The organism is Nonomuraea sp. NPDC050663, from assembly GCF_044456985.1.
Lineage (GTDB): Bacteria > Actinomycetota > Actinomycetes > Streptosporangiales > Streptosporangiaceae > Nonomuraea.
Window position 1 is genome coordinate 405,445 of the sequence record NZ_JBITGL010000002.1, and the last position, 24,211, is coordinate 429,655.

Annotated in this window: 27 protein-coding genes and 1 tRNA gene; 21 read left to right on the forward strand and 7 right to left on the reverse strand. The window is 71.1% G+C overall.

Annotated features, from left to right (window positions below; all coding sequences use genetic code 11):
• Positions 1–1,281, forward strand: a complete 1,281-nt coding sequence (locus tag ACIBH1_RS06580; RefSeq protein WP_397312574.1) for an amylo-alpha-1,6-glucosidase — start codon at positions 1–3, stop codon at positions 1,279–1,281.
• Positions 1,278–1,748, forward strand: a complete 471-nt coding sequence (locus tag ACIBH1_RS06585; RefSeq protein ID WP_397312575.1) for a hypothetical protein — start codon at positions 1,278–1,280, stop codon at positions 1,746–1,748. Before ACIBH1_RS06580 ends, ACIBH1_RS06585 begins: the two co-directional genes overlap by 4 nt.
• A 6-nt stretch (positions 1,749–1,754) precedes the next feature.
• On the opposite strand, the gene ACIBH1_RS06590 is transcribed toward ACIBH1_RS06585, so the two are convergent.
• A complete protein-coding gene (locus ACIBH1_RS06590) occupies positions 1,755–2,066 on the reverse strand; it encodes a YtxH domain-containing protein (protein WP_397312576.1) in 312 nt (103 codons plus the stop codon).
• A gap of 124 nt (positions 2,067–2,190) precedes the next feature.
• Between ACIBH1_RS06590 and ACIBH1_RS06595 the strand changes: the two genes are divergently transcribed.
• Together ACIBH1_RS06595 and ACIBH1_RS06600 are read left to right on the forward strand one after the other, a co-directional pair.
• Positions 2,191–2,263: transfer RNA gene (locus ACIBH1_RS06595), tRNA-Asn, on the forward strand.
• Positions 2,264–2,353: 90 nt separating this feature from the next.
• Positions 2,354–3,112, forward strand: coding sequence for a class I SAM-dependent methyltransferase (locus ACIBH1_RS06600; RefSeq protein WP_397312577.1), 759 nt, complete (start codon positions 2,354–2,356; stop codon positions 3,110–3,112).
• A gap of 24 nt (positions 3,113–3,136) precedes the next feature.
• On the opposite strand, the gene ACIBH1_RS06605 is transcribed toward ACIBH1_RS06600, so the two are convergent.
• Positions 3,137–3,547 (reverse strand): VOC family protein, encoded by a 411-nt coding sequence (locus ACIBH1_RS06605; RefSeq protein WP_397312578.1) that lies wholly within the window; start codon positions 3,545–3,547, stop codon positions 3,137–3,139.
• A gap of 76 nt (positions 3,548–3,623) precedes the next feature.
• On the opposite strand from ACIBH1_RS06605, the gene ACIBH1_RS06610 reads away from it, so the two are divergent.
• The 3 genes from ACIBH1_RS06610 (at position 3,624) to ACIBH1_RS06620 (ending at position 6,395) form a co-directional block, all read left to right on the forward strand.
• On the forward strand, positions 3,624–4,154 hold the full coding sequence (locus ACIBH1_RS06610; protein WP_397312579.1) for a hypothetical protein: 531 nt from the start codon (positions 3,624–3,626) through the stop codon (positions 4,152–4,154).
• A gap of 326 nt (positions 4,155–4,480) precedes the next feature.
• Positions 4,481–5,605 (forward strand): nitric oxide synthase oxygenase, encoded by a 1,125-nt coding sequence (locus tag ACIBH1_RS06615; protein WP_397312581.1) that lies wholly within the window; start codon positions 4,481–4,483, stop codon positions 5,603–5,605.
• A 16-nt stretch (positions 5,606–5,621) separates the two neighbouring features.
• Positions 5,622–6,395 carry an enoyl-CoA hydratase-related protein gene (locus ACIBH1_RS06620; RefSeq protein ID WP_397312582.1) on the forward strand — a complete coding sequence of 258 codons (774 nt, stop codon included), beginning with the start codon at positions 5,622–5,624 and terminating at the stop codon, positions 6,393–6,395.
• Positions 6,396–6,433: 38 nt separating this feature from the next.
• Here ACIBH1_RS06620 and galK read toward each other — a convergent pair whose 3' ends face one another.
• Positions 6,434–7,546, reverse strand: coding sequence for a galactokinase (gene galK / locus ACIBH1_RS06625; RefSeq protein ID WP_397312583.1), 1,113 nt, complete (start codon positions 7,544–7,546; stop codon positions 6,434–6,436).
• A 33-nt stretch (positions 7,547–7,579) separates the two neighbouring features.
• Here galK and ACIBH1_RS06630 point away from each other — a divergent pair, with 33 nt between their 5' ends.
• Positions 7,580–8,392 carry a 1-aminocyclopropane-1-carboxylate deaminase/D-cysteine desulfhydrase gene (locus ACIBH1_RS06630; protein ID WP_397312584.1) on the forward strand — a complete coding sequence of 271 codons (813 nt, stop codon included), beginning with the start codon at positions 7,580–7,582 and terminating at the stop codon, positions 8,390–8,392.
• Here the strand turns inward: ACIBH1_RS06630 and ACIBH1_RS06635 are convergent.
• The 3 genes from ACIBH1_RS06635 to ACIBH1_RS06645 form a co-directional block, all read right to left on the reverse strand.
• Positions 8,317–8,985 (reverse strand): DUF6766 family protein, encoded by a 669-nt coding sequence (locus tag ACIBH1_RS06635; RefSeq protein WP_397312585.1) that lies wholly within the window; start codon positions 8,983–8,985, stop codon positions 8,317–8,319. The two genes, ACIBH1_RS06630 and ACIBH1_RS06635, sit on opposite strands and share 76 nt — an antisense overlap.
• A gap of 83 nt (positions 8,986–9,068) precedes the next feature.
• A complete protein-coding gene (locus ACIBH1_RS06640; protein WP_397312586.1) occupies positions 9,069–9,425 on the reverse strand; it encodes a hypothetical protein in 357 nt (118 codons plus the stop codon).
• A gap of 63 nt (positions 9,426–9,488) precedes the next feature.
• A complete protein-coding gene (locus ACIBH1_RS06645; protein WP_397312587.1) occupies positions 9,489–10,031 on the reverse strand; it encodes a hypothetical protein in 543 nt (180 codons plus the stop codon).
• A 93-nt stretch (positions 10,032–10,124) separates the two neighbouring features.
• On the opposite strand from ACIBH1_RS06645, the gene ACIBH1_RS06650 reads away from it, so the two are divergent.
• The 10 genes from ACIBH1_RS06650 (at position 10,125) to ACIBH1_RS06695 (ending at position 19,406) form a co-directional block, all read left to right on the forward strand.
• Positions 10,125–10,721 (forward strand): TetR/AcrR family transcriptional regulator, encoded by a 597-nt coding sequence (locus ACIBH1_RS06650; protein ID WP_397312588.1) that lies wholly within the window; start codon positions 10,125–10,127, stop codon positions 10,719–10,721.
• Positions 10,722–10,755: 34 nt separating this feature from the next.
• On the forward strand, positions 10,756–11,901 hold the full coding sequence (locus ACIBH1_RS06655) for an acyl-CoA dehydrogenase family protein (protein WP_397312589.1): 1,146 nt from the start codon (positions 10,756–10,758) through the stop codon (positions 11,899–11,901).
• Positions 11,898–12,305 carry an acyl-CoA thioesterase gene (locus tag ACIBH1_RS06660; protein WP_397312590.1) on the forward strand — a complete coding sequence of 136 codons (408 nt, stop codon included), beginning with the start codon at positions 11,898–11,900 and terminating at the stop codon, positions 12,303–12,305. Before ACIBH1_RS06655 ends, ACIBH1_RS06660 begins: the two co-directional genes overlap by 4 nt.
• Positions 12,302–13,417 (forward strand): zinc-dependent alcohol dehydrogenase family protein, encoded by a 1,116-nt coding sequence (locus tag ACIBH1_RS06665; protein WP_397312591.1) that lies wholly within the window; start codon positions 12,302–12,304, stop codon positions 13,415–13,417. The genes ACIBH1_RS06660 and ACIBH1_RS06665 overlap by 4 nt, the downstream gene beginning before the upstream one ends.
• A 33-nt stretch (positions 13,418–13,450) precedes the next feature.
• Entirely contained in the window at positions 13,451–13,843 is a 393-nt protein-coding gene (locus ACIBH1_RS06670; protein ID WP_397312592.1) for a helix-turn-helix domain-containing protein, read from the forward strand.
• A gap of 91 nt (positions 13,844–13,934) precedes the next feature.
• Complete coding sequence (locus ACIBH1_RS06675) at positions 13,935–14,639, forward strand: ATP-dependent Clp protease proteolytic subunit (RefSeq protein WP_397312593.1); 705 nt, start codon at positions 13,935–13,937, stop codon at positions 14,637–14,639.
• Between the two features lie 39 nt (positions 14,640–14,678).
• On the forward strand, positions 14,679–15,374 hold the full coding sequence (locus ACIBH1_RS06680) for a TetR/AcrR family transcriptional regulator (protein WP_397312594.1): 696 nt from the start codon (positions 14,679–14,681) through the stop codon (positions 15,372–15,374).
• A complete protein-coding gene (locus tag ACIBH1_RS06685; RefSeq protein ID WP_397312595.1) occupies positions 15,371–17,755 on the forward strand; it encodes a PEP/pyruvate-binding domain-containing protein in 2,385 nt (794 codons plus the stop codon). The genes ACIBH1_RS06680 and ACIBH1_RS06685 overlap by 4 nt, the downstream gene beginning before the upstream one ends.
• 27 nt (positions 17,756–17,782) lie before the next feature.
• Positions 17,783–17,947 carry a hypothetical protein gene (locus ACIBH1_RS06690; RefSeq protein ID WP_397312596.1) on the forward strand — a complete coding sequence of 55 codons (165 nt, stop codon included), beginning with the start codon at positions 17,783–17,785 and terminating at the stop codon, positions 17,945–17,947.
• Positions 17,948–18,008: 61 nt separating this feature from the next.
• Entirely contained in the window at positions 18,009–19,406 is a 1,398-nt protein-coding gene (locus ACIBH1_RS06695) for an ankyrin repeat domain-containing protein (protein ID WP_397312597.1), read from the forward strand.
• Here ACIBH1_RS06695 and ACIBH1_RS06700 read toward each other — a convergent pair.
• On the reverse strand, positions 19,388–21,220 hold the full coding sequence (locus ACIBH1_RS06700; RefSeq protein WP_397312598.1) for an AMP-dependent synthetase/ligase: 1,833 nt from the start codon (positions 21,218–21,220) through the stop codon (positions 19,388–19,390). The genes ACIBH1_RS06695 and ACIBH1_RS06700 overlap by 19 nt on opposite strands.
• Positions 21,221–21,411: 191 nt before the next feature.
• Between ACIBH1_RS06700 and ACIBH1_RS06705 the strand changes: the two genes are divergently transcribed.
• From ACIBH1_RS06705 to ACIBH1_RS06715, 3 genes are read left to right on the forward strand one after another with little or no spacing between them, the layout of a single operon-like run.
• A complete protein-coding gene (locus ACIBH1_RS06705) occupies positions 21,412–22,389 on the forward strand; it encodes an ABC transporter permease (protein WP_397312599.1) in 978 nt (325 codons plus the stop codon).
• A complete protein-coding gene (locus ACIBH1_RS06710) occupies positions 22,386–23,132 on the forward strand; it encodes an ATP-binding cassette domain-containing protein (protein ID WP_397312600.1) in 747 nt (248 codons plus the stop codon). Before ACIBH1_RS06705 ends, ACIBH1_RS06710 begins: the two co-directional genes overlap by 4 nt.
• Positions 23,129–24,190 (forward strand): Gfo/Idh/MocA family protein, encoded by a 1,062-nt coding sequence (locus ACIBH1_RS06715; protein WP_397312601.1) that lies wholly within the window; start codon positions 23,129–23,131, stop codon positions 24,188–24,190. Before ACIBH1_RS06710 ends, ACIBH1_RS06715 begins: the two co-directional genes overlap by 4 nt.
• Positions 24,191–24,211 lie beyond the last annotated feature (21 nt).

Here is a 24,211-nt window from a genome sequence, read left to right on the forward strand (position 1 = left end):
ATGGAGGGCCGGCCGGCTGTCGACGACGCCGCGCTCGAACGTGAGGCGCTGGCGGTGCTCGAAGCGAACTGGACGGGCGTCGCCACGGTGCCCGCGCCCGGCCTCTACCCGCACCAGTGGAGCTGGGACTCCGCGTTCGTCGCCATCGGCATGGCCAGGCACCGGCCCGCCCAGGCCGCGCAGGAGCTGCTCAGCCTGCTGGAGGGACAGTGGGCCACGGGCATGGTGCCGCATATCGTCTTCCACACGCCCGAGATGTACTTCCCAGGACCGTCCGTGTGGCGCTCGCAGGACCAGGAGTCGGCGCCGAACGCCGTCCTGACCTCCGGGCTGACCGCCCCGCCGATGCACGCCCTGGCCGTGTGGTGGTTATGGAGGCACGGCTCGGACATGGCGGGATTCGTCCGCCGGGTCTTCCCCGCCCTGTCCGCCCAGCACCGCTACCTGGCCACCTCGCGCGACCTCGGCGGCGCCGGCCTGGCCGCGATCGTGCACCCGTGGGAATCGGGCATGGACGACAGCCCCGCCTGGGACGAGCCGCTCGCCGCCCTGCCCGAGATCAGGTACGGCTACCGCAACGTCGACCTCGACGAGCGCCACCCCGACAGCGCCCACGACCGCTACGTGTGGCTGGCCCTGCGCTACCGCAACGCCGGATACCGGGCCGAATACCTGCGCGACGAGCACCCGTTCGCCATCGAGGACCCGATGTTCAACGGCATCTGGCTGGCCGCCTGCATGGCCCTGGCAGAGCTGGCGCCCGTCGCGGGCCAGGACCCGGCCCCGCACCTGGAACAGGCCGCCCGCATCCGCCAGGCGCTCCACGAACGCCTGTGGGACGGCTGCTTCCACGCCAGAGACCTGCGCGGCGACCACCTCATCCCGGTCAGCACCGTCGGCTCCTTCGGCCCGCTGCTCGACCCCGCGCTGCCCGCCGAACGGGTCGTCAGCCTCGTCGAGGTACTGGAGTCGGCGCGCTTCATGGGCGCCACCGGCTACCCGGTGCCCAGCTGCGAGATCCGCGCCGCCCAGTTCGACCGCACCCGCTACTGGCGCGGGCCCTCCTGGGTGAACACCAACTGGCTGCTGCGCCGCGCCACCGCCGTCCACGGCCTGTCGCACCTGACCCAGCTGCTCACCACCGGCACCCTGCGCCTGGTACGGCAGGCGGGCTTCCGCGAGTGCTTCGACCCCTTCGACGGCAGCGGGCGCGGCTGCCGCGACTTCTCCTGGAGTGCGGCGCTCACCCTCGATCTGCTCGCCGATACCGTGAACGGATGAGCTTTCTTCGCCGGACTCCCGCCGCGCTGCGGGAACGCCTCCTTCGCGGTGAGCGCCTGCTCGTCTCCGCGCCCTCGGGCGAGGGACATCTCGCCGCCACCGACCAGGCCCTGCTGCTGCCCGACGGCGGTCGCGTGCCGTACGAGGAGATCGAGAAAGCCTCCTGGGACCAGCGCGGGCTCACCGTGATCCGGGCCGACGGCACCACCGTGCGCGTCGCGGTCACCGAACCGGGGCGCGTCCCCGAGGCCCTGCGCGAGCGGGTCAACTCCACCATCGTGGTCAACAAGCACGTGAACCTGCCCGGCGTCGACGGCGGCGTGCGCCTGGTGGCGCGCCGCAAGCCCGGCGGCGACGTGCTCGGATGGACCTTCGTCTTCGACGAAGGCCTGGATCCGGCGGATCCAGGCCTTCGAGCTCAGGCCGAGCAGGCGTTGGAGGGTGTACGGCGCAGCATGGGCGTCTGACCGCCGCTAGTACGGCAGACCGCTCCTGTCGAGCTTCTCGTCCTCCTGTGTGCCCTCCCCGGGCCAGCCGGTTCCCGTGTCCTTGTGGTTGTTCAGGAACGGGAGCCGGTTGTGCAACGTGTCGCCGACCTTGGTCCTGGCCACGTCGGAGACCTTCGACACCTGCGCGCCGAGCAGACCGGCCGCCTCCTGCACGGTCGGGCTGTCCGCCACGCGCTGCGCCGTGCGCTTGATCTGCTCGTACCGCTCGCGACCCGCGCGGCTCCCGAGCACGTAACCGACCGCCATTCCGACGGCGAACGCCATCCGATATCGCATGTTCCACCTCCGCTTCTCCGGGCCTACCCCGACGACGATGCGACACGCACTCCAGGAGTGCGCTAATCTATTCCTGCGCCGCAAGGAAGGGCCCAAACGCCCGGCCGAGCAGCGCGAAGTCCGATCCCGTGTAGCTCAATCGGCAGAGCAGCCGGCTGTTAACCGGCAGGTTATAGGTTCGAGTCCTATCGCGGGAGCTGGCCCCCAGGGCAGAAGACGCAACACAGGCCCCCTACCCCGTTCGGGTAGGGGGCCTGCGGCGTTCGCGGTGTGTCAGGATGCTCCGCATGTCTGGTCGCGCATTGAGCTTCGGAGCGGTGGCCGAAACGTACGAACGCTTCCGCCCCGGCTACCCCGCCGCCCTCTTCGACACGGTGGTGGCGTACGCGCGGCGGCCGATCCTGACCGCCCTCGAGATCGGTGCCGGCACCGGCAAGGCGACCCGCCTGCTCGCCCGGCGCGGGGTCACGGTCACCGCGACGGAGCCCGACGCCGAGATGCTCGCCGAGCTGCGCAAGCACGTGCCCGGCACCGTCACGACCGTCCGGGCGGCGTTCGAGGACCTGCGGCCGGGCGAGACCTACGACCTGGTGTTCGCGGCGGCGGCGCTGCACTGGACGCACCCGGAGCACCGATGGTCGCGCGTGGCCGCGCTCCTGGAGCCCGGCGGCGTGTTCGCCTCGTTCGGCGGGCCCGTCCAGCTGGCCGACCCGGACGTGGCGGAGGCCGTCCGCGTGGCGCGCTCGCCGTTCCTGGCAAGCGACGAGATCCCCTCACCGGACGGGACGCCACCCGACCACGAGATGCAGTGGCCGGGCACGGAACTCCAGCGCTCCGAATGGTTCGGCGACGTACGGCAGGCGGTGATCGAGTCGCGGCTGACGATGAGCGCCCACGACTTCGTCGGCTACCTGTCGACCGTCTCGGCCTACCTCGTGCTGCCGGCCGCGGAACGCGAGCAGGTGTTCGGCCGGATCCTGCAGGTCCTGCCCGCGGCGGTGGAGATCGCCGCCGACATCACCGTCCACCTCGCGCGCCGGCGGTGACGCAGGCCACGCTCCCTTAATGCCTCACGGGCCCTGCTGGATGCGGATCAGGTTGCCCGACGGGTCGCGGAAGGCGCAGTCGCGCACGCCGAACGGCTGGTCGATCGGCTCCTGCACCACGTCGGCGCCGCTGGCCTGGACCTTCTCGAACGTCTCGTCGACGTCGTCCGTCGACAGCAGGATGCCCGCGTAGGTGCCCTTGGCCATCATCTCGATGATCATCCGTCGCTCCTCGTCCGAGACGCCGGGATCGGAGCCGGGCGGCTCCAGGACGATCGAGAGGCCGGGCTGGCCAGCAGGGCCGACGGTGAGCCACCGGATCCCGTCGTAGGACACGTCATGGCGCACCTCGAAGCCCAGGGCGTCGCGGTAGAACGCCAGCGAGGCGTCGGGGTCGTCGGAGGGCAGGAAACTCGCATGAATCGTGATGTCCATGGTCGTCACGCTAAGTCGGGCCATGGATGGACGCTTCTCGATTCCTGACCGGTCGCGGTCGCGTAGGTTGAGCGGCGTGGTGATCGCACGATTGGCCGTGGCGCCGGTGGCCGCGACGATCGCGGCCGTGGTCGCGGCGGTGGTCGCGTTCGTGGTCGCGGTGGCGTTCGCGGTCTCGGTCGCGGAGGGGCCCGCGGGTGTGGAGGCGGCGCCGTCGGGTGCCGTGGACTGCCCGACGACCTGGCCCGCCCGCTGGGCGTACGGTCCTGAGCCGGGGCCGCTCGTGCCCGCCGAGGGCGTCGTGTCGGCGACCCTGTGCGAGCTGGGGGTCACGCGCCGCGAGGGCAGGGAGCCCGACCGGCGGCGCATCATCGAAGGGGACGCGAGCCGCCTGGTGGAGGTGCTCAACGAGCTGCCGCCCGTCGACACGACGGGGGTGCGGGCCTGCTCGCAGGTCGGCTTCTCCCACGAACTGTCGATCCTGGTGCGCTACGACGACGGGACCGGCGCCCTGGTCTACCTGGACCGCAACTGCCGTACGGCCGAGCGTGACGGGCGCACCCGGCGCCTCGACGCCTCCGTGGTCGCCACCTTCCTGGGGCTGTAGCGCGCCTGGGCGGCCCCAGGCTGCCGGTGCCGGACCGGCGTGTCCTGAAACGCCGCCTGGGCGATCTGGAGGGCCTGGAGCGTCGACCGCTTTGATATCACGGTGAGTAACCATAAGATCGCAGATTTTCCCATTTACCGGGACAAGCCCAGGGTTTGCAGTGAAAGATGTGCTTGCCGTGGACAAAAGACCGGGTGGCGGGAAGGGCGCCATCGCGAGGGCGGCGCCACCGGCCCGGAACCGGAGGGGCGGCTCGAAGAGCGGAATGTGTTGGTTGCTGCGTGCGCGCTTGGATCAGGGCATTGCGTCCATCGCACGGTTTCGCCGTGCGGAACGGAAGACCGGAAGGCTCGGCCGTCCTGGACAGGACATCGGAGACCGCCCATCGGGTGGATCTCGGGGAGGCCGAGCGGTTCGTCGAGTTGTACTGCGCGGAGAACGGCGGTGACCCGCCGGCCAGGATGCGGGAGGTCGCCAGGGAGGTCGCGAGGACGGGGACGTACACCCATACCCCGCAGGAGCTGGCCTTCGGCGCCAGGGTGGCCTGGCGCAACAGCAGCAGGTGCATCGGGCGGCTGTACTGGCGCTCGCTGAAGGTGCGTGACCGGCGCAAGGTGAGCACCGCGGAGGGGGTGGCGCTGGAGTGCGTGCAGCACCTGCGTGAGGCGACGGGCGACGGCAAGCTGCGCCCGACGATCACGGTGTTCGCGCCCGACCGTCCGGGGCGCAGGGCGCCGAGGATCCTCAACGAGCAGCTCATCCGCTATGCCGGCTACCGCATGGACGACGGGACGATCGCCGGCGACCCGCGCAACGTGGAGATCACCGACCTGGCCGCGAAGCTGGGCTGGAGCGGCAGGAACGGCGCCTTCGACGTGCTGCCGATGATCATCGATCCTGGGCGGGGCAAGACGTTGTTGTGCAACCTGCCCGGCGACGCCGTCCTGGAGGTGCCGATCAGGCATCCCCACTTCGCGTGGTTCGCCGAGCTGGGCCTGCGCTGGCACGCCGTACCCGCGATCTCGAACATGTGCCTGGAGATCGGCGGGATCTGCTACCCGTGCGCGCCCTTCAACGGCTGGTACATGGGCACCGAGATCGGCGCCCGCAATCTGGCCGACGAGGACCGCTACAACCAGCTCCCCGTCATCGCCAGGCGGCTGGGCCTCGACACCTCCAGCGAGCGCACGTTGTGGCGCGACGCGGCGCTGGTCGAGCTGAACGTGGCCGTGCTGCACTCCTTCGAGGAGGACGGGGTGACCATGACCGACCACCACACCGAGGCCAGGCGGTTCATGAAACACCTGGAGAAGGAGGACAGGGCGGGCCGCGTCTGCCCGGCCGACTGGTCGTGGATCGTGCCGCCCATGTCGGGTTCGCTGACGCCGGTCTTCCACCGCTACTACGACGACAGCGCGCTGTCACCGGCCTTTGTTCATCACCCGCAATAGTGTAGAACATTGTTCTATGACCGAACTTGTGCTGTCCGACCTCGACCGGGGCGTGCTGACGCTGACGTTCAACCGCCCCGAACGGCTGAACGCCTGGACCGACGCCATGGGCAGGCGCTACTTCGACGCCCTGGCCGACGCGGAGAAGGACCCCGCGGTCAGGGCCATCGTCGTCACCGGCGCGGGCCGGGGCTTCTGCGCGGGCGCCGACTTCCAGACCCTCGGCGAGATCCAGGACGGCTCCTACGCGCAGGAGCCCGACCCCCGGCCCAACACCTTCCCGGCGACCATCGGCAAGCCGATCATCGCCGCGGTCAACGGCGCCTGCGCCGGGCTCGGGCTGGTCCACGCGCTCGTGTGCGACCTGGTCTTCACGGCCGAGGAGGCCAAGTGGACCACGGCGTTCGCGCGGCGCGGGCTGGTCGCGGAGTACGGCCTGGCCTGGGTGCTGCCCAAGCTCGTCGGCCAGCAGCGGGCGATGGACCTGCTGCTGTCGGGCCGCACCTTCACCGGCGCGGAGGCCTACGAGCTCGGGCTGGTCAACCGGGCGGTGCCGGGCGAGCAGTTGCTGGACGCGGCCAGGGCCTACGCGCTGGAGTTGTCGGTGCACAGCTCGCCGGCGTCGATGGCGGTGATCAAGCGGCAGGTGTGGGGCGACTGGGAGGCCACGCTGGAGCAGTCGGCGCACACGGCGGTCAAGGAGATGCTCGACAGCTTCAGGCGGCCCGACTTCGCCGAAGGGGTCGCGAGCTTCCTGGAGCGCCGCGACCCGGCCTTCCCACCGCTCTAACTTGTAGGAAGTCCAGCGGTCCAGGCGATCTAGGCGGTCTAGGCGGTCTTGTGGGCGCCGGCCGAGGGTACGGCGGGCATGAAGCGCGGCTCGGCCCAGCCCTTGGCCGCGAAGGCGGCGGACACCGACTCCTGAACCGAGTCCACCCGCTCCTCGGCGACCAGCGCGATGGCCGAGCCGCCGAACCCGCCGCCGGTCATGCGCGCCCCCCTGGCCCCGCCGCGCAGCGAGGCCTCCACGGCCACGTCGAGCTCGGGCGAGGAGACCTCGTACTCGTCGCGCAGCGACAGGTGTGAGGCGTTGAGCAGCGCCCCGATCTCGGTGATCGCCCCGGCGCGCAGGAGCCCGATGAGCGCCTCGACCCGGTGGTTCTCGGTCACGACGTGCTGCACCCGGTTGCGCTCGTCGCCCTGCAGCCGCGACAGCGCCCCGGCGAGGTCGGTGACGTCGCGCAGCGCCTCGACGCCGAGCTTGCGGGCGGCGGACTCGCAGTCGGCCCTGCGCTTGGCGTACTGCCCGTCGGCCAGCTCGTGGTGGACGCGGGTGTCGATGATGAGGATGCGCAGCCCGTGCGCGGCCAGGTCGAGCGGCACCTGGCGGAAGCCGAGCGAGCGGCAGTCGAGGAAGAGCGCCTTGCCCTCCTGCGAGCAGGCGGAGGCGGCCTGGTCCATGATCCCGCAGGGCATGCCGACGAAGTCGTTCTCGGCCTTCTGGCCGAGCAGGGCGATCTCCATGGGCGTCATGCCGAGCCCGTGGATCTCGTTGATCGCCGAGCCGACCGCGACCTCCAGCGCGGCGCTGGAGCTGAGCCCGGCGCCGGCGGGCACGTCGCCGTCGATGGCGATGTCGAAGCCGCCGACCCGCTCGCCGAGCATCGCGGGGACGCCGACGACGTAGCGTTGCCAGCCGGTGGCCTGCTCGCGGGTGGCCAGGGTGACGGGCTCGGCGGCGCCCTGGAGGGAGAGCAGCCGGATGGCCCCGTCGTCGCGCCGGCTGACCGCGGCGCTGACGCCCCACGGCACGGCGAAGGGCAGCACGAAGCCGTCGTTGTAGTCGGTGTGCTCGCCGATCAGGTTGACCCGGCCCGGCGCGCGCCACACGGTCTCGGGGTCGGCACCGAAAGCCGAACGGAAAGCTTCAACAACGCCCATAATCCAACATACCTCCGCCGGTACTCTAGCGGCATGGAGGTGGCCGGAGTCCAGATCTCGCTGCTGCACGACGACAACAAGCCGCGCAAGCTCAAATACAACCTCGGCCACCCTCGCGTGCTGGCCTTCGGCGGAGCATATTCGAACCTCGTCACCGCCGTGGCCAGGGCGGGGCACGAGCGGGGCTTCGAGACGATCGGGGTGATCCGCGGCGAGGAGCACCTGCCGCTCAACCCCTCGCTGGCCGGGGCCGCGGCGCACGGCATGCGCCTGACCTATCTCGACCGCGCCGCCTACCGGCTCAAGCACACGCCTGCCGTACAGGAACGCCTGAGGGAGGAGTTCGGCGAGGTCTTCATCCTGCCCGAGGGAGGCAGCAACGCGGCGGCCGTGCGGGGCTGCGCGGAGTTGCCGGGGGAGATCGAGGACGACTACGACGTCGTCTGCTGCCCGGTCGGCACCGGCGGCACGCTGGCCGGGATCGCCGCGGGCCTGCCGCCGGGCAAGCGGGCCATCGGCTTCGCCGCGCTCAAGGGCGGCGCGTTCCTCAACGCCGAGGTGGCCAGGCTCCAGCGGGAGTACGGCAGGCCGACCGGCAACTGGTCGATCGAGCTCGGCTACCACTTCGGCGGTTACGCCAAGTCCACCCCTGCCCTCGACGCCATGGGCTTCGAGCGGGTGTACGTCGCCAAGATGATCTACGGCATCCTCGATCTCGTACGGCGGGGCCGCTTCGCCAGGGGCACCCGCATCGTGGCCGTGGTGACCGGTCAGCCCGACACGCCGGTCGAGGAGTGCGGCTCGCCGACGGGCTTCGACTCGGGTGACCCCCGCTGGCGCAGGTAGATCGAGAGCACCACCATCGAGGCCACGGCCAGGAACTCCGACTGCCAGTTCTGCAGCGTGCGGCTCCAGAAGTCGGGCGAGAGCACGTACTGCCCCCACGAGATCGGGTCGCGCAGCTCCGACAGCCGCTCGCCGTTATTGGCGGCCATGCCGGCGACCGACTGCGCCAGCCACGAGGCCAGGAAGACGAAGCCCATCGTCAGGCCCAGGGAGTTGCTGAACAGCCAGTGCCTGAAGCCGGTCTCGGCGGCCCAGGAGGGGGAGTCGGCCCGCGCGTGCCTGCCGACCTTCTGCTCCTCGTCGGTGCCCGCCCCCTCCTCGCCGGGCGGTTTGGACTCGGTCGAGCCGCGCTGGATCAGCCACACCGTGACCAGGACGAACAGGAAGAACTGCAAGTATTCGGACTGCCAGTTCTCCGCCACGTCCACCGCGAACTCGGAGGTGGCGACGTACTGCACCACCGAGAGCGTCGAGCCGCCGTCGACCAGCTGCCGCTCGTTGTAGCCGGCCGTCCCGGCGATCGCCTGGCCGACCAGGGCGGCGGCGAACAGGCCGAGGAAGGCCAGCGACAGGGCGTTCTGCCTGATCTTCATCGGTGCAGCACCCCCATCGCGAAGAACCAGATCAAGCCGATCACGATGATGGCCACCGTGACCGCGAAGACCACCCGCATGGCTCAATCCTCTACTTCGCAGTCGAAGGGCAGGTCGGGCCGCGGTTCGCAGCCGGCGGCCTTGACCTTCCAGCCCTCGGCGTAACGGTGCAGGAAGAGCGTGTCCTCGCTGAGGCGTACCTGGGCCTCCTCGCCCCACGCGACCGCCTCCTGGAGCGAGCCGCCGCTCAGCCGGAGCTCGCCCAGTGCCTGACCGCAACTCTCCCCGTCGTCGGGCAGCTTGGCCGCCGTGCGGGAGGCGAGCAGCAGGCAGGCGGCATCCGGGCGGCCCTCGGACAGCGCGCGGTAGAAGTCTTCCGCGACTCTCGCCGGCGCTGATGTGTCCGTGGCGCAGCCTGCGAGGAGCAGCGCTGCGATCACTGTGAGCAACCCTTTCATGGATGGCCACTACCCAGAATCACGGCCGACATGAGTCACACGACGCTAGGGCCCCAGTTGCTCCAGGATCGGCGACAGGAGCGCGTTCAGCTCCTTGACCAGCACGATCAGCGCGCGCTGGGCACGGTCCTCGACCCCGTCGTGCGGCCCTTCGGGCGCGGGAGGCAGCTCCGAGAGAGGGATGGGCGCCTGCAGGAGCATCGAGGCGCGCAGGAACGGCGAGCGCGTCAGGTCGTGCTGGGTGGGCTCGACGTACTGGCCGAGGGTGCGCTGCCAGCCCTGCCATCCGCGGTCGCGCCACCAGGCGGCGCGCGAGCGGTCGAGGCTCTCGGGCAGCGGCGCGGCCAGGCGCACCTCGGCGGTCAGCGAGCCGTCCCACGTGTTGCGCAGGCAGTGGGCGTGGAGGATGCGGGGGTCGCGGTGCACGTGGCCGGGGGTCAGGAACGGCGGGGTGGCGATGTGCCACGCGGTGCACGCGAAGGTCACGGGGGCGATGTCACCCCAGCTGTCGGCGAATTCGTGGACATTTTTCCGGACATGGGTCGCGTATCTGCTGTCACCCCGGTCGAGCCAGAACGCCTTGGCCATGCACTCTCCCTTCGCCCACCCCACCGTACGGCTCAACCCCCGGCTGTGGGTTCCGCTCTCCGCGAAGATAAGCGTCCGCTTAGTATGTGAGGCATGGAGGATCTGTGGGACGGCGTCGAGTCCGAGGCGGCGCGCAGGCTGCTGCGGGCGGCCGTGGAGCTGCTGGCGGCCAGGGGGTACGGTGGAGCCTCCACGCGGGAGATCGCCGAGCGGGCCGGGCTCAGCCCGGCGGCCATGTACGTGCACTTCCCGACGAAGGCGGAGCTGCTCCACACGATCATCCACACGGTCCACGTCACCGCCCACGCCGCCGTCGTGGCAGGGGGAACCCCGCGCGACTCCTCGGCCACGGTGGTGCGGGGCATGGTCTACGCCCTGGCCGCCTTCCACTCCCGCCACCAGCTGGCCGCCCGCGTGACCCAGAACGAGCTCGCCGCCCTCCCGCCCGCCCAGTGGGCGACCATCCGCGGCATGCGCGACGCCACCGAAGGCCTGGTCCTCGCCGAGGTCGCCAGGGGCGCGGCGGCCGGGGAGTTCGACGTGGCCGACCTGAGCGGCACCTCCAGGGCGATCGTCTCCATGTGCGTCGACGTCGCCCGCTGGTACCACCCCGACGGCCCGCGCACCCCGGACGAGGTCGGCGCGCTCTACGCCCACCTGGCCGCCAGGATGCTGGGCGTGAAAGCATAAACTAAGCGTGCGCTTAGGAGCAGAAGGGCAGCACATGCGACGCAGCATCTACGGCGAGGACCACGAGGCGTTTCGCGAGACGGTACGCGCGTTCATCGCCCGTTCCGTGGCCCCCAGGGCCGAGGAGTTCATCGAGCGGCGCCTCATCGACCGCGACGTGTGGCGGGAGGCGGGCAAGCAAGGGCTGCTCGGCCTGGAGGTGCCCGAGGTCCACGGCGGCGGCGAGGCCGGCGACTACCGGTTCAACGCGGTCCTGGGCGAGGAGCTGTCGCACGTCAGCGCCGCGCTGGCCTCCGGATTCGCCATCCACTACGACATCGTCGCGCCGTACCTGGTGGAGCTGACCACCGAGGAGCAGAAGCGGCGCTGGCTGCCGCGCTTCGCCGCGGGCGAGCTCATCACCGCGATCGGCATGACCGAGCCGGGCGGCGGCTCCGACCTGGCCGCGCTGGCCACCACGGCGGTGCGTGACGGCGACGACTGGGTGATCAACGGCTCCAAGACCTTCATCACCAACGGCTACCAGGCCGACCTGGTCATCGTCGCGGCCCGCACCAGCCCGGAGAAGAAGGCCAAGGGCATCACCCTGTTCGCGGTCGAGGCGGGCACGACCGGCTTCGAGCGCGGACGCAAGCTCGACAAGGTGGGCCAGCCCGAGGCCGACACCGCCGAGCTGTTCTTCAAGGACGTGCGGGTGCCCGACGCCAACCGCGTCGGCGAGGTCGACCGCGGCTTCATCGCCATGATGGAGCGCCTGCCGCAAGAGCGGCTGTCGTGCGCGGTCTCCAACGTCGCCCACGCCTCCGCCGTCCTCGACGAGACGCTGGCCTACGTCAAGGAACGCAAGGCGTTCGGGCAGCCGATCGGCGGCTTCCAGTACAACAAGTTCACCCTCGCCGACCTGGTGACCCGCCTCGACGTCTCGCGCGCCTACGTCGACCAGTGCGTCGAGGCCCACGCGCGGCGGGAGCTGAGCGCGGTCGACGCGGCCAAGGCCAAGCTCTGGACCTCCGAGGTGCAGAACGAGGTCATCGACGCCTGCGTGCAACTGTTCGGCGGCTACGGGTACATGCGGGAGTACCGCGTGGCCAGGGCCTGGATGGACGCCCGCGTGACCAGGATCTGGGCGGGCAGCAACGAGATCATGCGCGAGATCATCGGACGGGATCTGGGCCTGTGAACGACTACCACTACTGGCGCTCCATCCCGAGCCGCTGGAACGACAACGACTCCTACGGCCATCTCAACAACGTCGTCCACTACGAGATGGTCGACTCGACCGTGAACACCTGGCTGGTGGAGAAGGCGAGCTTCGACCCGCGCGGCCCGCGGATCGGCATGTGCGTGGAGTCCCGCTGCGTCTACAAGGCCGAGGCGAGCTTTCCCGACGTGATCAGGGTGGGCCTGCGCATCGGCAAGCTCGGCACCTCCAGCGTGCGCTACGAGCTGGGCCTGTTCCGCGATCACGACGACGTGCTCATCGCCGAGGCGGAGTTCACGCACGTCTTCGTCGACCGCGTCACCCGCCGCCCCACCCCGATCGAGGGGCGCACCCGCGCCGCGATGGAGGCGATGCTCGCATGACGCTGACCACCAGGGCGGCGGTGCTCGTCGAGTCCGGCCGCCCGGCGCCCTACGCGCGGTCGAGGCCGCTGGAGATCCAGGAGCTGACGCTGCGGCCGCCCGGCGAGGGCGAGCTGCTGGTCAAGGTCGGCGCCGCCGGGTTGTGCCACTCCGACCTGTCGGTGGTCAACGGCTCACGTCCGCGCCCGCTGCCGATGGCCCTGGGGCACGAGGCGGCGGGGGAGATCGTCGAGACGGGTCCCGGCAGCACGATGCGGCCGGGCGACCACATCGTGCTGACCTTCGTCCCGGCCTGCGGCTCGTGCACGATGTGCGCCAAGGGCCGGCCCGCGCTGTGCGGGCCGGGAGGGGCGGCCAACCGGGCGGGCACCCTGCTGAGCGGCTCGCGCATGCTCTCCGGAGGGGTCAACCACCACCTGGGAGTCTCGGGATTCGCCGACTACGCCGTCGTCTCCGAGCAGTCGGCGGTCAAGGTCGACCCCGCTCTGCCGTACGAGATCGCGGCCCTGTTCGGCTGCGCGGTGCTGACCGGCGCGGGAGCGGTCAGGTACGGCGCGCGCGTCGTCGCCGACGACACGGTGGCGGTCTTCGGGCTCGGGGGCGTGGGACTGTCGGCGCTGCTGGCCGCCAGGGCCGCGGGCGCCGGCACGCTCGTCGCCATCGACGTCGTCGACGCCAAGCTGGAGCTCGCCCGGCAACTCGGCGCCACCCACGTGATCAAGGGCGGCCCCGACGCGGTCGAGGAGGTACGGCAGGCGACGGGCGGCGGCGCCGACAAGGTCGTCGAGACCACCGGGGTGGTGCCGGTGCTCGCCCAGGCCTACGAGGCCACCGCGCCCGGCGGCGTGACCGTCACCGTCGGACTGCCCGACCCCGGCGTGCCGCTCAGCCTGCCCGCCCTGTCGCTCGTGGCGGAGGAGCGCACGCTCAAGGGCAGCTACCTGGGCTCGTGCGTGCCGCGCCGCGACGTGCCGGCCTTCATCGACCTGTACAAGCAGGGCCTGCTCCCCGTCGACCGGCTGCTGTCGGGCCGGCTCACCCTCGACGAGGTCAACGAGGGCTTCGATCGCCTGCACACCGGCGAGGCGGTACGGCAGGTGGTCATGCTCTAGCCGGTATCTCGAATAAGAGATACCGTCGGTGGTATGGACGACGAAGACGACCTGCCCCTGCTGCCGGGCTTCCGCGAGATGGCCATGGCCCGCCGCGAGATGATCGAACGGCTGGCCGAGGAGCGCAGGTCGTCGGGTCTGTCCCAGACCGAGGTGGCCGCCAGGATGGGCACCTCGCAGTCTGCGGTCGCGCGGCTGGAGTCGGGCGAGGCCGATGTGCGCGCCTCCACGCTCGAACGGTACGCCGCCGCGATCGGCCACCGCATCAGCTGGAGGTTGAGCCTTGACGCTGTCACCGGAACGCCAACGGAGCCCGCGGAGAGCGGTCTCGTCCACGAACCCCGCCCCCTCCTCGACCCTCGCACCCCGCCGTCCACCGGAGGCGGACTCGGCTCCAGGAGACTGCGACGCCCCGGACGGTCCTGAGATCCCGCAGGATCCGGAGCTGCCCGACGTCTCCCGCGTCCGCGACGTCCCGGAGGCGCCCGAATCCATCGACGTCGCTGCGATCGCCGATGTGCCCGAAGTCCCTGAGATCCCCGAAGGTCCCGAAGCTCCCGGGCAGGCCAGGGCCGGCTTCGCCGGGGTGGGCTTCCAGGCCCGCTGGACCCCACCCGGCATGCCCCCCGAACGCCCTGGGCCCCTGCCACCGCTGCCCCGTCCCGAGCCGATGCCCCTGCGCAGCCCCTCCTACTCCGTCCACGTCACCCACGACCCGATCGCGGAGCGCCTGTTCGAGCAGCGCATCGTGCTGGCCCACGGGGAGCTGACCGAGCAGAACGTCACCCCCTGGTGCGCCGGCCTGCTCACCCTCGGCGCCATCGGCCGCCAGCCCATCAAGCTGCACCTGAGCATCCCCGACGGGGAACTGGGCGCGGTGCTGACCATGCTCGACACCCTCGACTCGCTGACCGTCGAGGTGCACGCCCAGGTCACCGGCCGGCTCGGCGGCCCGGCCACGGCGCTGCTGGCCGCCGTGACCCGCCGCCGCGGCTCGCCCAACTCCCTCTTCCGCATGGGCGAGCCCCACCTGACCGCGCACGGCACCACCGAGGAGGTGCTCGACCAGCAGGAGCAGAACCGCCGCATGCTCGACACGATCTACTGGCGGCTGTCCGACCTGACCGGTAAGGAGGTCGACGAGATCCGGCACGACTCCGTCAGGGGCCGCCATCTCAACGTGGAGGAGGCCATCGCCTACGGGCTCGTGGAGGGCATATAGTGGCCATTGAATGACCGAATGAGGAAATCGGGTCAAACAATGGGTGCTAGGAAGGCAGGACGGCCGCCCGTCGACGCGGCGCGCCAGCTGGAGCGGGCGCACCGCATCCTCGACGCGGCGGCCGGGCTCGTCGTGCGATGGGGCTACGACAAGACCACCATCGAGGACGTGGCACGGGCGGCCGAGGTCGCCAAGGGCACCATCTACCTGCACTGGCGCACGCGTGACGAGCTCTTCGTCGCCCTGCTGCGGCGCGAGCGGGTGGCCATGCTGCGTGCCGTACAGCGGGCGGACCCCAAGACGCTCGACGACCTGGTGCGCCACCTGGCGCTCGGCGTGATGCGCGACCCCCTGATCCGCGCCAGCGTCCTCAACGACTCGCAGGTGCTCGGCAAGCTGACCAGGCAGAAGAAGCCCGACACCGAGCTGGTCTCCGGATTCCTCGGCTACTTCGAGACCCTGGCCGAGCTCGGCGCCGTCCGCGACGACCTGCACCCCGGCGAGCACGCCACCGTGCTGGGCTCGGTGCTGCAGGGTTTCCTGACGGTCGCGGCCCGCATGCCCGAGGAGTTCCGCCTGCCCGACGAGCGCCTGGCCGAGCTGGTCGGCGAGAGCGTGCACCGCACCCTGGAGTCCGGGCGGCCGTTCGGTCCCGAAGCCGTCGAGGCGACCAGGAGATTCCTCGCGCTGGCCCTCGACGTGGGGGAGAGCAAGCTGAAGGAGGCACTCGGATGAGGATCATGAACCTCGACGATCCCGCGGCCGACCTGGCCACGGCCGGCGGCAAGGGCGCCTCGCTGGCCCGGCTGAGCCGCGCCGGCCTGCCGGTGCCGCCGGGCTTCGTGGTGACGACACAGGCCTACCGCGAGGACCCGCCCGAGTTGCCCGAGGAGATCCTGAAGGCCTACGACGGCCTCGGCTCCGACGTCGCCGTGGCGGTGCGCTCGTCGGCCACCGCCGAGGACCTGCCAGGCCTGTCGTTCGCCGGCCAGCAGGACACCTTCCTCAACGTGCGGCGCGACGGCCTGGTGGAGGCGGTGCGCCGCTGCTGGGCCTCGCTGCACAACGAGCGCGCGGTCGCCTACCGCCGTCAGCACGGCGTCCCCGACGACGACGTGGCCATGGCCGTGGTGGTGCAGGAGCTCGCCGACGCCGACGCTGCGGGCATCCTGTTCACCGCCGACCCGGTCTCCGGCGACCGGTCGACGACGGTGATCAGCGCCTCGTGGGGGCTGGGCGAGGCGATCGTGGGCGGCCTGGTCACCCCCGACACCTACACCGTGGGCGACACCGCCGGAGCCGAGGTCGAGGCCGAGGTCTCCGACAAGGCCGTGATGACCGTGCGCACCGCCGACGGCACCGAGGAACGTCCCGTCCCCGAGGCGCGCCGCCGCGCCCGCGTGCTCGACGACGCCCAGGTGCGCGAGCTGACCGCGCTGGGCCGCCGCATCGAGGAGCTGTACGGCACGCCGATGGACGTGGAGTGGGCGCTGCGCGACGGGGAGTTCCTCATCCTCCAGGCCCGCCCCGTCACCGGCCTGCGCGAGGAGTGGAACGACAGCAGGGGACACCTGTGGTTGTGGTCCAACGGCAACCTCGGCGAGGCCATCCCCGACGTGATGACCCCGGCCACCTGGTCGCTGGTGCAGATCTTCATCGCCAAGGCCATGTCGGCCACGGCCATGCCCGGCTTCCGCTTCGTCGGCAACATCGGCGGCCGCTTCTACATGAACCTCAGCTCCGCCCACACGATGCTCCACGCGCTCGGCATGCAGCACAGATCGGGGGTGATGGACCAGGTCATGGGCAGGCTGCCCGCCGGGGTCGACGTGCCGCTCATCCCCATCGGCCGCTGGCAGGTGATCAAGACCGTCGTGCCGGTCGCGATCCGGCTGCGCCGCCGTGTCGCCGCGAACATGCGCAAGCTGCCCGCCTACGTCGCGGGCGCCCAGCTCCGCTGGGAGGACATGCGGCGGAAGATCGCCACCACCGACGACCTGCCCGGCCTCTGGGAACGCGAGCTGGAGCCGTACTTCCTGGAGACCTGCGAGATCTTCGAGGCCTCCACCCGGCAGGGCGGCAGCACCCTGGTCTGGGTGCGCGACCGGCTGCGCGCCCTGGTCGGCGAGTCCGACGCCGAGGCCATGCTCACCGGCGCCAACCACGACGGCGGCCTGGCCAGCCTCGGCCCCGTCCTGGGCCTGCAGCGGCTGGCCAGGGGCGAGATCACCGCAGGGGAGTTCGCCGTCCGCTACGGGCACCGCGGCCCGCACGAATTCGAGATCTCCCTGCCCAGGCCCGGCGAGGACCCCGCCTGGATCGCCGGGCAGGCGGCCGCGCTCGGCTCGCTCGACCGGCTCCTGGAGAAGCAGGAGGAGGCCAGGCGGGCCGCCTGGGAGCGGTTCGCCGCCCGCCACCCGCGCAAGGTGCGCCCGATGCGGCGCAAGGTCGCGCAGTGGGCCAAGGTCGCCCGCGACCGCGAGACCATGCGCTCGGAGGTCATCAGGGTCTTCTGGTCGCTGCGCGAGTTCGTGCTGCGCGCCGGCGAGGTGACCGGTCACGGGGAGGCGCTGTTCTTCCTGTCGATCCAGGAGATCCTCCAGGTGCTGCGCGGTGAGCCGATGCCCGACGTGTCGGTCAGGAAGGCGACCTACGAGCACTACCGCTCGCTGCCGCCGTACCCCACCGTGATCGTCGGCGAGTTCGACCCCGACAGGTGGGCCGCCTCGCCCGACCGGCGCGGCGACCTCTGGGACGAGCGCGGCGTGACGGCGCCGCAGGGCGACGCCGTCACGGGCTTCCCCGGCGCGCCCGGCGTGGTCGAGGGCGTGGCGCGCGTGCTCGCCGGGCCCGACGACGGCGACCGGCTGGCGCGGGGCGAGATCCTGGTGACCGTGCTGACCAACATCGGCTGGACGCCGCTGTTCCCGCGGGCCGCCGCGGTCGTCACCGACATGGGCGCGCCGCTGTCGCACGCCTCGATCGTCGCCCGCGAGCTGGGCATCCCCGCCGTGGTCGGCACCGGCAACGCCACCGCCCGCATCCACGACGGCGACCTGATCAGGGTCGACGGGGCACAGGGGAAGGTCGAGGTAGTCCAAAAAGCCGGCGAGTGATCACGCTCTGTGGTCACCATGGCGGTCATGACCGAGGCGGAGGCGGAGCTGGAGGCGCGCTGCGCCGAATACCGGGTGGCCAAGCTGGCCCTGGACCGTGGCGTGGCCCTGGAGGCTATCCTGGGAGGGCGCAGTCAGGGCGCGACCGGTCCGCGGGCAGGGCTCAGCCCACCTGATCAGCACGTGAAGTGATCAACGGCTCCTTCCGGCCTGACCATGCGGACATCGGGCGCAACGGAACGGAGACGCGCGCATGATCCGCCTGCCCGACCATCCCAGCCTCGAGAAGCTGCGCAAACTGGCCAAACGCCTGGCCAGGCAGGTCCACGACGGCGAGCCCCGAGCGCTCGCCCTGGTGGCAGAGCTGCACCCGCGACCCCCGGCCGAGTTCAGGCTGGCCGACGCCCACCTGGTCACGGCCCGGCTGTACGGCTTCGCCAGCTGGCCCCGGCTGGTCGAGCACCTCGAGACCGTCGAACGATACTCCCGGTCACCGCACACCGTGCCCGAGGCCGCCGACCCGGCCGACGAGTTCCTGCGCCGCGCCTGCCTGACCTACGGCGCCGACGTCCCGGGGCGGCTGGAGTCGGCGCGCTCGGTCGCCTTCGAGCCCACCGTGCACACGATGGCCGCCACCGGCTCCCATGACGAGCTGCGCGAGCTGCTGGCGCACGAGCCCGGCCTGGCCGTCGCCCAGGGCGGGCCGTTCGGCTGGGAGCCGCTGCTCTACCTGTGCTACGCCCGCGTCGATGCGGGACGCCACGTCGACGCGGCCCGCCTGCTGCTGGAGCACGGCGCCGACCCCGACACCGGGTTCCTGTGGGAGGGCCTGCCGAGCCCGTTCACCGCGCTGACCGGGGCCCTCGGCGGGGGAGAGGGCGACCAGCCGCCGCACCCCGCGGCCTTCGAGCTGGCCAGGCTGCTGCTGGCGCACGGCGCCGACCCCAACGACGCCCAGACCCTCTACAACAACGGCCTGGGCGGCTCCTGGTCCGATCGCACCGACATCCTCGGCCTGCTGCTCGCGCACGGGCTGGGCCGCGGTGACGGCGGTGCGTGGAAACGGCGGCTCGGGCACGCCCTGGCCTCGCCCGAGCAGCTCATGCGCGAGGAACTGGCCACCGCGGCGCTGCGCGGCGGGCCACGCCGGACCCGGCTGCTCCTGGAGCACGGCGCGCAGCCCGACGGGATCGCCGCGCACCCGGCCTTCGAGGGGCGCACGCCGCTGGAGCTCGCCCTGCTGCACGGTCATCACGAGGTGGCCGAGATCCTGCGCGAGGCGGGCGCCCATGCTTCCCTCAGCGCGATGGAGGAGTTCGTCGCGGCCTGCATGCGCGGCGACGACCCGCACGATCCGGAGCTGACCGCCCGCGTGCGCGCCACGCACCCCGGTCTGATCAACCTGGCGGCCGGCCACCGCAAGGTCGCGGCCGTGCGCCTGCTGGTACGGCTCGGCTTCGACGTCGACCAGCTGGAGCGCGCGACCCCGCTGCACGAGGCCGCGTGGAACGACGACGTGGAGATGGCGCGCACGCTGATCGAGCTGGGCGCCGACCCGTCCATCGAGGACCGCGAGCACGGGTCGACGCCCCTGGGCTGGGCGCAGTACGGCGGCAAGAGCCGCGTGCTGGCCTACTTGGAGTCGTTGTAGAGGGTGTCGATCACGTCGGCGTACTTGCTGTGGATGACTCGCCGCTTGAGCGAGAACTTGGGCGTCAGCTCCTCGCTCTCGGTGGTCCACTCCACCTCCAGCAGCCGCCACTGCTTGACCTGCTGCACCCGGGCGAGCTTGGTGTTGGCCGCCTCGACCGCCTGGTCGATCTCGGCGATCACCTCGGGCAGCTGGGTGAACTCCGCGAGGCTGGTGTAGGTCAGGCCCTTGGCCGCCGCCCACCTCGGAGCCATCTCCGCGTCGAGCGTGATGAGGGCGACGGGGTAGGGGCGGCGGTCGCCGTAGGCCAGGGCCTGGGCGATCAGCGGGTGCTGCTTGAGGAAGTTCTCGATGAGCGAGGGCGCGATGTTCTCGCCGCCCGCCGTGATGAACAGCTCCTTCTTGCGGTCGACGATGCGGTAGAAGCCGTCGGCGTCGACCTCGCCCACGTCGCCCGTGCGCAGCCAGCCGTCGTCGTCGAACAGCTCGGTCTCGGGCAGGTTGCGGTAGCCGGCGGTCGCGATGGGGCCGCGCATGAGGATCTCGCCGTCCTCGGCGATCTTCACCTCGATGCCGGGCACGGCCGGGCCCACCGAGCCGAAGGCGTAGTTGTCGGGACCGTTGGCGGTGAAGGCGCCGGTGGTCTCCGTCATGCCGTACACCTCGAGGATGTTGATGCCGAGGCCGGCGAAGAACTGCTGCACCTCCAGCGCCAGCGGAGCCGCGCCCGAGCCGACCCAGCCCGCGCGGTCGAAGCCGATCAGCGCCCGTACGCCGGCCAGCGCCGGGGCGACCTGCTCGTAGAGCGCCTTGACCTCGTCGGACGGCGTCGCGCCCTTCTGCCCCGCCTCGTAGTAGGCCAGCGACACCGCCATCGCCTGCTTGAGCTGGGCCTGCTTGTCCTCCGGCTGCATCGACAGCGCCGCCTGGAGCCCGGCCATCAGCTTCTCCCACACGCGGGGCACGCCGAAGAAGGTGACCGGCCTGACCTTGCCGAGCGTGGCGCCCAGCTGGGTGGGGTCGGGGCAGAAGTGCACGTGCGCGGCCTTGAACAGCGGCAGGTACATGCTCAGCACCCGCTCGGCGATGTGCGCGTAGGTGAGGTAGGAGATCTGCGGGCCGAGCGGCTCCAGCTGCCCGATGCGGTCGACGACCGCCACCTCGTAGGTGACGTTGGTGTGCGTGAGCGGCACGCCCTTGGGGTTGCCCGTGGTGCCCGAGGTGTACAGCACCGTCAGCACGTCGTCGGGACCGACCGACTCGTAGCGCTCGGCCACCTGGGATTCCTGGTAGGTGCTCTGGCCGAGCTTGACGAAGGCCTCCCAGGTCAGGAAACGCTCACCTTCCGGACAGGCCTTGGAGTCGAGGACGATCACCTTGGCGATGTGGTCGAGCTCCTCCAGGGCGTGCTGCCAGCGGGCCAGCTCGGCTTCGCCGCCGACGATCGCGACCTTGGACCCGCAGTCGCGCGCGATGTAGGTGACCTGCTCGGGCGCGAGGGTGGAGTAGACCGTGATCGGCACCGCGCCGGCGTGCAGGGCGCCCAGGTCGGCCAGGCAGTGCTCGGTGCGGTTGACCATCATGAGGGTGACGCTGTCACCGGGCTCGACGCCCAGCGCGATGAAACCGGCGGCCAGTTCCAGCACACGCTGCCTGGCCTCGCCGTAGGTGATGGTCTCCCAGCCGTCGCCGGAGGGATTGGAGTACGCGGGGGCGTCGGGGTGCTCGGCGGCGATGTCTCTCAGCTGGCCACAGATGGTGTGACCGGCGATCTCGCCGAGAATGTCTGAACGATCCTGGAGAATATCGGCCATGCGCGCTCTCCGATCAGTAACCACTTATTGGCGGGTGGCTGTATCTGACCATGTGCGACAGAGGGTGACAAGAGGGTGCTCCCGTAGCGTTGACAGCACCCTTGTTATCGCTAACACTCAGGTCACCTCGTGCGGATCGGCATTGTGCGGGCCGCAGGCTGTTAGCGCGAACATCTGTAGGTGATCACGTGATGGCGATCCTTCCCGCGTTACGCGAGCAGTTCACGCGCCACCGCGAGGCAAGCGTGCTCGTCGTGGCGCTCGGGCTGGGCCTGTACTTCGTCTCGGCGACCGACGTCTTCCTCACCTCCGACAACCTCGTCAACATCACCCAGGCCACCGCGCCCGCCGCGATCGTCGCGTGCGGGATGGTGCTGCTGCTGGTGAGCGGGGAGATCGACCTGTCGGTCGGCGTCGTGGCCGCCCTGGCGCCCTTCATGATCCACTACGCGATCGACTACTGGGGCTTCCCGGCGCTGCCCGCCATCGTGCTGGCCGTCGCGACCGGCACGGTGATCGGCCTCGTCAACGGCTTCGTCACCGTCGTCCTGCGGGTGCCGTCGTTCGTCACCACGCTCGGCACCTTCTACTTCATCACCGGCGTGGTCCTCACCACCTCTCACGCCTACCCCGCGCCCATCCCCGAAGCCGTCCAGGGCACCATCGCCCAGTGGCTGGGCGTCTGGCCGTGGGCGCACCTGGCCTGGGCCGTGGCCATCGTCGGCTTCCTCCACGTCGTGCTCGTCTACACCCGCTGGGGCCTGCACACCGTCGCCGTCGGCGGCAACCTGCTGGGAGCCACCGAGGCCGGGGTGCGCGTCGCCCGCATCAAGATCGGCAACTTCATGATCGCGAGCTCGCTGGGAGCCTTCGCCGGCATCATCGAAGCCTTCCGCATCAACACCATCGACCCCAACATCGGCGGCGGCACCGGCCTGATGTTCACCGCCGTCTCCGCCGCCGTCATCGGCGGCACCGCGCTCGCGGGCGGCTCCGGCACCATCATCGGCGGCGCACTCGGAGCCCTCGTCCTGGCCGAACTGCAGAACGGCATGAACCTCATCGGCATCAGCGCCAACCCGTACTTCCTGATCCTCGGCGCGGCCATCCTGCTGTCGATGATCGCCAACGTCTACCTCAGCCGACTCCGCCGGGCGGGCCGCACATGATCCTGCAGACCGAACACCTGACCAAACGCTACGGCGCCGTCACCGCCCTCAGCGAAGTCAACCTCACCCTCCGGCAGGGCGAGGTCCTCGGGCTCATCGGCGACAACGGCGCGGGCAAGTCGACGCTCGTCAAGATCCTGTGCGGCTTCCACCAGCCCGACGGCGGACGCATCCTCGTCGACGGCGCCGAGGTGAGCTTCAAGTCCGTACGGCACGCGCGCGAACTGGGCATCGACATCGTCTACCAGGACCTGGCACTGATCAACGAGCTCAGCGTCTACCACAACATGTTCCTCGGCCGCGAGCAGATCGGGCCCCTGCGCCTGCTCGCCAACCGCCGCATGCGGCGCGTCGCCCAGGAACACCTCGACGCCATCGGCGTGCGCATCCCCTCGGTCGACGTCGAGGTCGCCAAACTCTCCGGCGGCCAGCGCCAGGCCATCGCCGTCGCCCGCTCGGTGTACTCCCGCTCCCGCATCCTGCTCCTCGACGAGCCGCTGGCCGCGATGGGCGCCAAGGAGGGCGCGCTCATCCTCGACCTCGTCGGCGACCTCAAGGCGCGCGGAGACGTCTCCATCATCATCATCGCCCACAACCACGCCCAGATCCTGGAGGTCTGCGACCGCGTCAACCTGCTGCAACATGGGACCATCACCTTCGACAGACCCACGGCCGAGACCTCCCTGCAGGAGCTCACCGACCTGGTCGTGGAGGAGTACCGCCGCACGAGGAGGAGCACGTGAACCAGGCCATCAGGGTGGGCGTGATCGGCACCGGCTTCATGGGCCGCGCCCACGCCCACGCCTGGCGCAACGTCGGGCACTTCTTCGACCTGCCCGCCCGGCCCGTGCTCTCGGTGCTGTGCGGGCGCACCCTCACCGCGCCCGCCCTCGGATTCGCCGCGCACGAGAACGACTGGCGCCGCCTCGTCGAACGCGACGACGTCGACCTGGTCGACATCTGCAGCCCCGGCGCCACCCACGCACCCATCGCCCTGGCCGCGCTCCGGGCGGGCAAGCACGTGCTGTGCGAGAAGCCGCTCGCCAACACCGTCGAGGAGGCCGAGGCGATGGCCGAGGCCGCCGCCTCCGCGCCAGGACAGGCCATGGTGGGGTTCAACTTCCGGCGCCTGCCCGCCGTCGTGGCCGCCCGCGAACTGGTCGCCGGCATGGGGCGCATCCGGCACGTGCGCGGCAGCTACCTCAACGACATGCTCGCCGACCCGGCCGCGCCCATGGCCTGGCGGCTGCGCGCCGACGAGGCCGGCAGCGGTGCCCTGGGCGACCTCGCCTCCCACGCCGTCGACCTCGCCCAGCACCTCGCGGGCGACCTCATCACGGGGGTGAGCGGGCTGACCGAGACGTTCGTCGCCGAGCGGCCCACGGGCGAGGGACGGCTGGAGAAGGTCACCGTCGACGACGCCACCGCCTTCGTCGCCCGCTTCGGCGGGGGCGCCCTCGGCGTCTTCGAGGCCAGCCGCTACGCGCCGGGGCGGGCGGAGGGGCTGCGGGTGGAGATCGACGCCGAAGGGGGGAGCGTCATCTTCGACCTCGGCTCGCCCAACGACCTGCTCGTGCTCGACGGGGAGGGGTTCAAGAAGGTGCGGGTGAGCGACCCCGCCTGGTGGTACGGGCACGCCATCGGCTACGAGCACACGTTCGTGCACCAGGCCAGGGACCTGGTGGAGGCGATCTGCGCGGGGAAGCGGCCCGAGCCGTCGTTCGCGGACGGGCTGCGGGTGCAGCGCGTGCTGGAGGCGGTCGCGAGCAGCGCGGGGCAGTGGCGCGACATCCCGCGCTAGCCGTACGGCGGAGCGGCCCGG

Excerpts from the sequence above, each read along its gene's own strand:
- ACIBH1_RS06650 (WP_397312588.1), top strand. The coding sequence starts at position 10,125 with ATGGAGGATCTGTGGGACGGCGTCGAGTCCGAGGCGGCGCGCAGGCTG.
- ACIBH1_RS06695 (WP_397312597.1), top strand. The coding sequence starts at position 18,009 with ATGATCCGCCTGCCCGACCATCCCAGCCTCGAGAAGCTGCGCAAACTG.
- ACIBH1_RS06700 (WP_397312598.1), bottom strand. The coding sequence starts at position 21,220 with ATGGCCGATATTCTCCAGGATCGTTCAGACATTCTCGGCGAGATCGCC.
- ACIBH1_RS06585 (WP_397312575.1), top strand. The coding sequence starts at position 1,278 with ATGAGCTTTCTTCGCCGGACTCCCGCCGCGCTGCGGGAACGCCTCCTT.
- ACIBH1_RS06680 (WP_397312594.1), top strand. The coding sequence starts at position 14,679 with ATGGGTGCTAGGAAGGCAGGACGGCCGCCCGTCGACGCGGCGCGCCAG.
- ACIBH1_RS06590 (WP_397312576.1), bottom strand. The coding sequence starts at position 2,066 with ATGCGATATCGGATGGCGTTCGCCGTCGGAATGGCGGTCGGTTACGTG.
- ACIBH1_RS06605 (WP_397312578.1), bottom strand. The coding sequence starts at position 3,547 with ATGGACATCACGATTCATGCGAGTTTCCTGCCCTCCGACGACCCCGAC.
- ACIBH1_RS06705 (WP_397312599.1), top strand. The coding sequence starts at position 21,412 with ATGGCGATCCTTCCCGCGTTACGCGAGCAGTTCACGCGCCACCGCGAG.
- ACIBH1_RS06670 (WP_397312592.1), top strand. The coding sequence starts at position 13,451 with ATGGACGACGAAGACGACCTGCCCCTGCTGCCGGGCTTCCGCGAGATG.
- ACIBH1_RS06630 (WP_397312584.1), top strand. The coding sequence starts at position 7,580 with ATGGAGGTGGCCGGAGTCCAGATCTCGCTGCTGCACGACGACAACAAG.
- ACIBH1_RS06655 (WP_397312589.1), top strand. The coding sequence starts at position 10,756 with ATGCGACGCAGCATCTACGGCGAGGACCACGAGGCGTTTCGCGAGACG.
- ACIBH1_RS06685 (WP_397312595.1), top strand. The coding sequence starts at position 15,371 with ATGAGGATCATGAACCTCGACGATCCCGCGGCCGACCTGGCCACGGCC.
- ACIBH1_RS06600 (WP_397312577.1), top strand. The coding sequence starts at position 2,354 with ATGTCTGGTCGCGCATTGAGCTTCGGAGCGGTGGCCGAAACGTACGAA.
- ACIBH1_RS06645 (WP_397312587.1), bottom strand. The coding sequence starts at position 10,031 with ATGGCCAAGGCGTTCTGGCTCGACCGGGGTGACAGCAGATACGCGACC.
- ACIBH1_RS06665 (WP_397312591.1), top strand. The coding sequence starts at position 12,302 with ATGACGCTGACCACCAGGGCGGCGGTGCTCGTCGAGTCCGGCCGCCCG.
- galK (WP_397312583.1), bottom strand. The coding sequence starts at position 7,546 with ATGGGCGTTGTTGAAGCTTTCCGTTCGGCTTTCGGTGCCGACCCCGAG.
- ACIBH1_RS06635 (WP_397312585.1), bottom strand. The coding sequence starts at position 8,985 with ATGAAGATCAGGCAGAACGCCCTGTCGCTGGCCTTCCTCGGCCTGTTC.
- ACIBH1_RS06580 (WP_397312574.1), top strand. The coding sequence starts at position 1 with ATGGAGGGCCGGCCGGCTGTCGACGACGCCGCGCTCGAACGTGAGGCG.
- ACIBH1_RS06620 (WP_397312582.1), top strand. The coding sequence starts at position 5,622 with ATGACCGAACTTGTGCTGTCCGACCTCGACCGGGGCGTGCTGACGCTG.
- ACIBH1_RS06690 (WP_397312596.1), top strand. The coding sequence starts at position 17,783 with ATGACCGAGGCGGAGGCGGAGCTGGAGGCGCGCTGCGCCGAATACCGG.
- ACIBH1_RS06710 (WP_397312600.1), top strand. The coding sequence starts at position 22,386 with ATGATCCTGCAGACCGAACACCTGACCAAACGCTACGGCGCCGTCACC.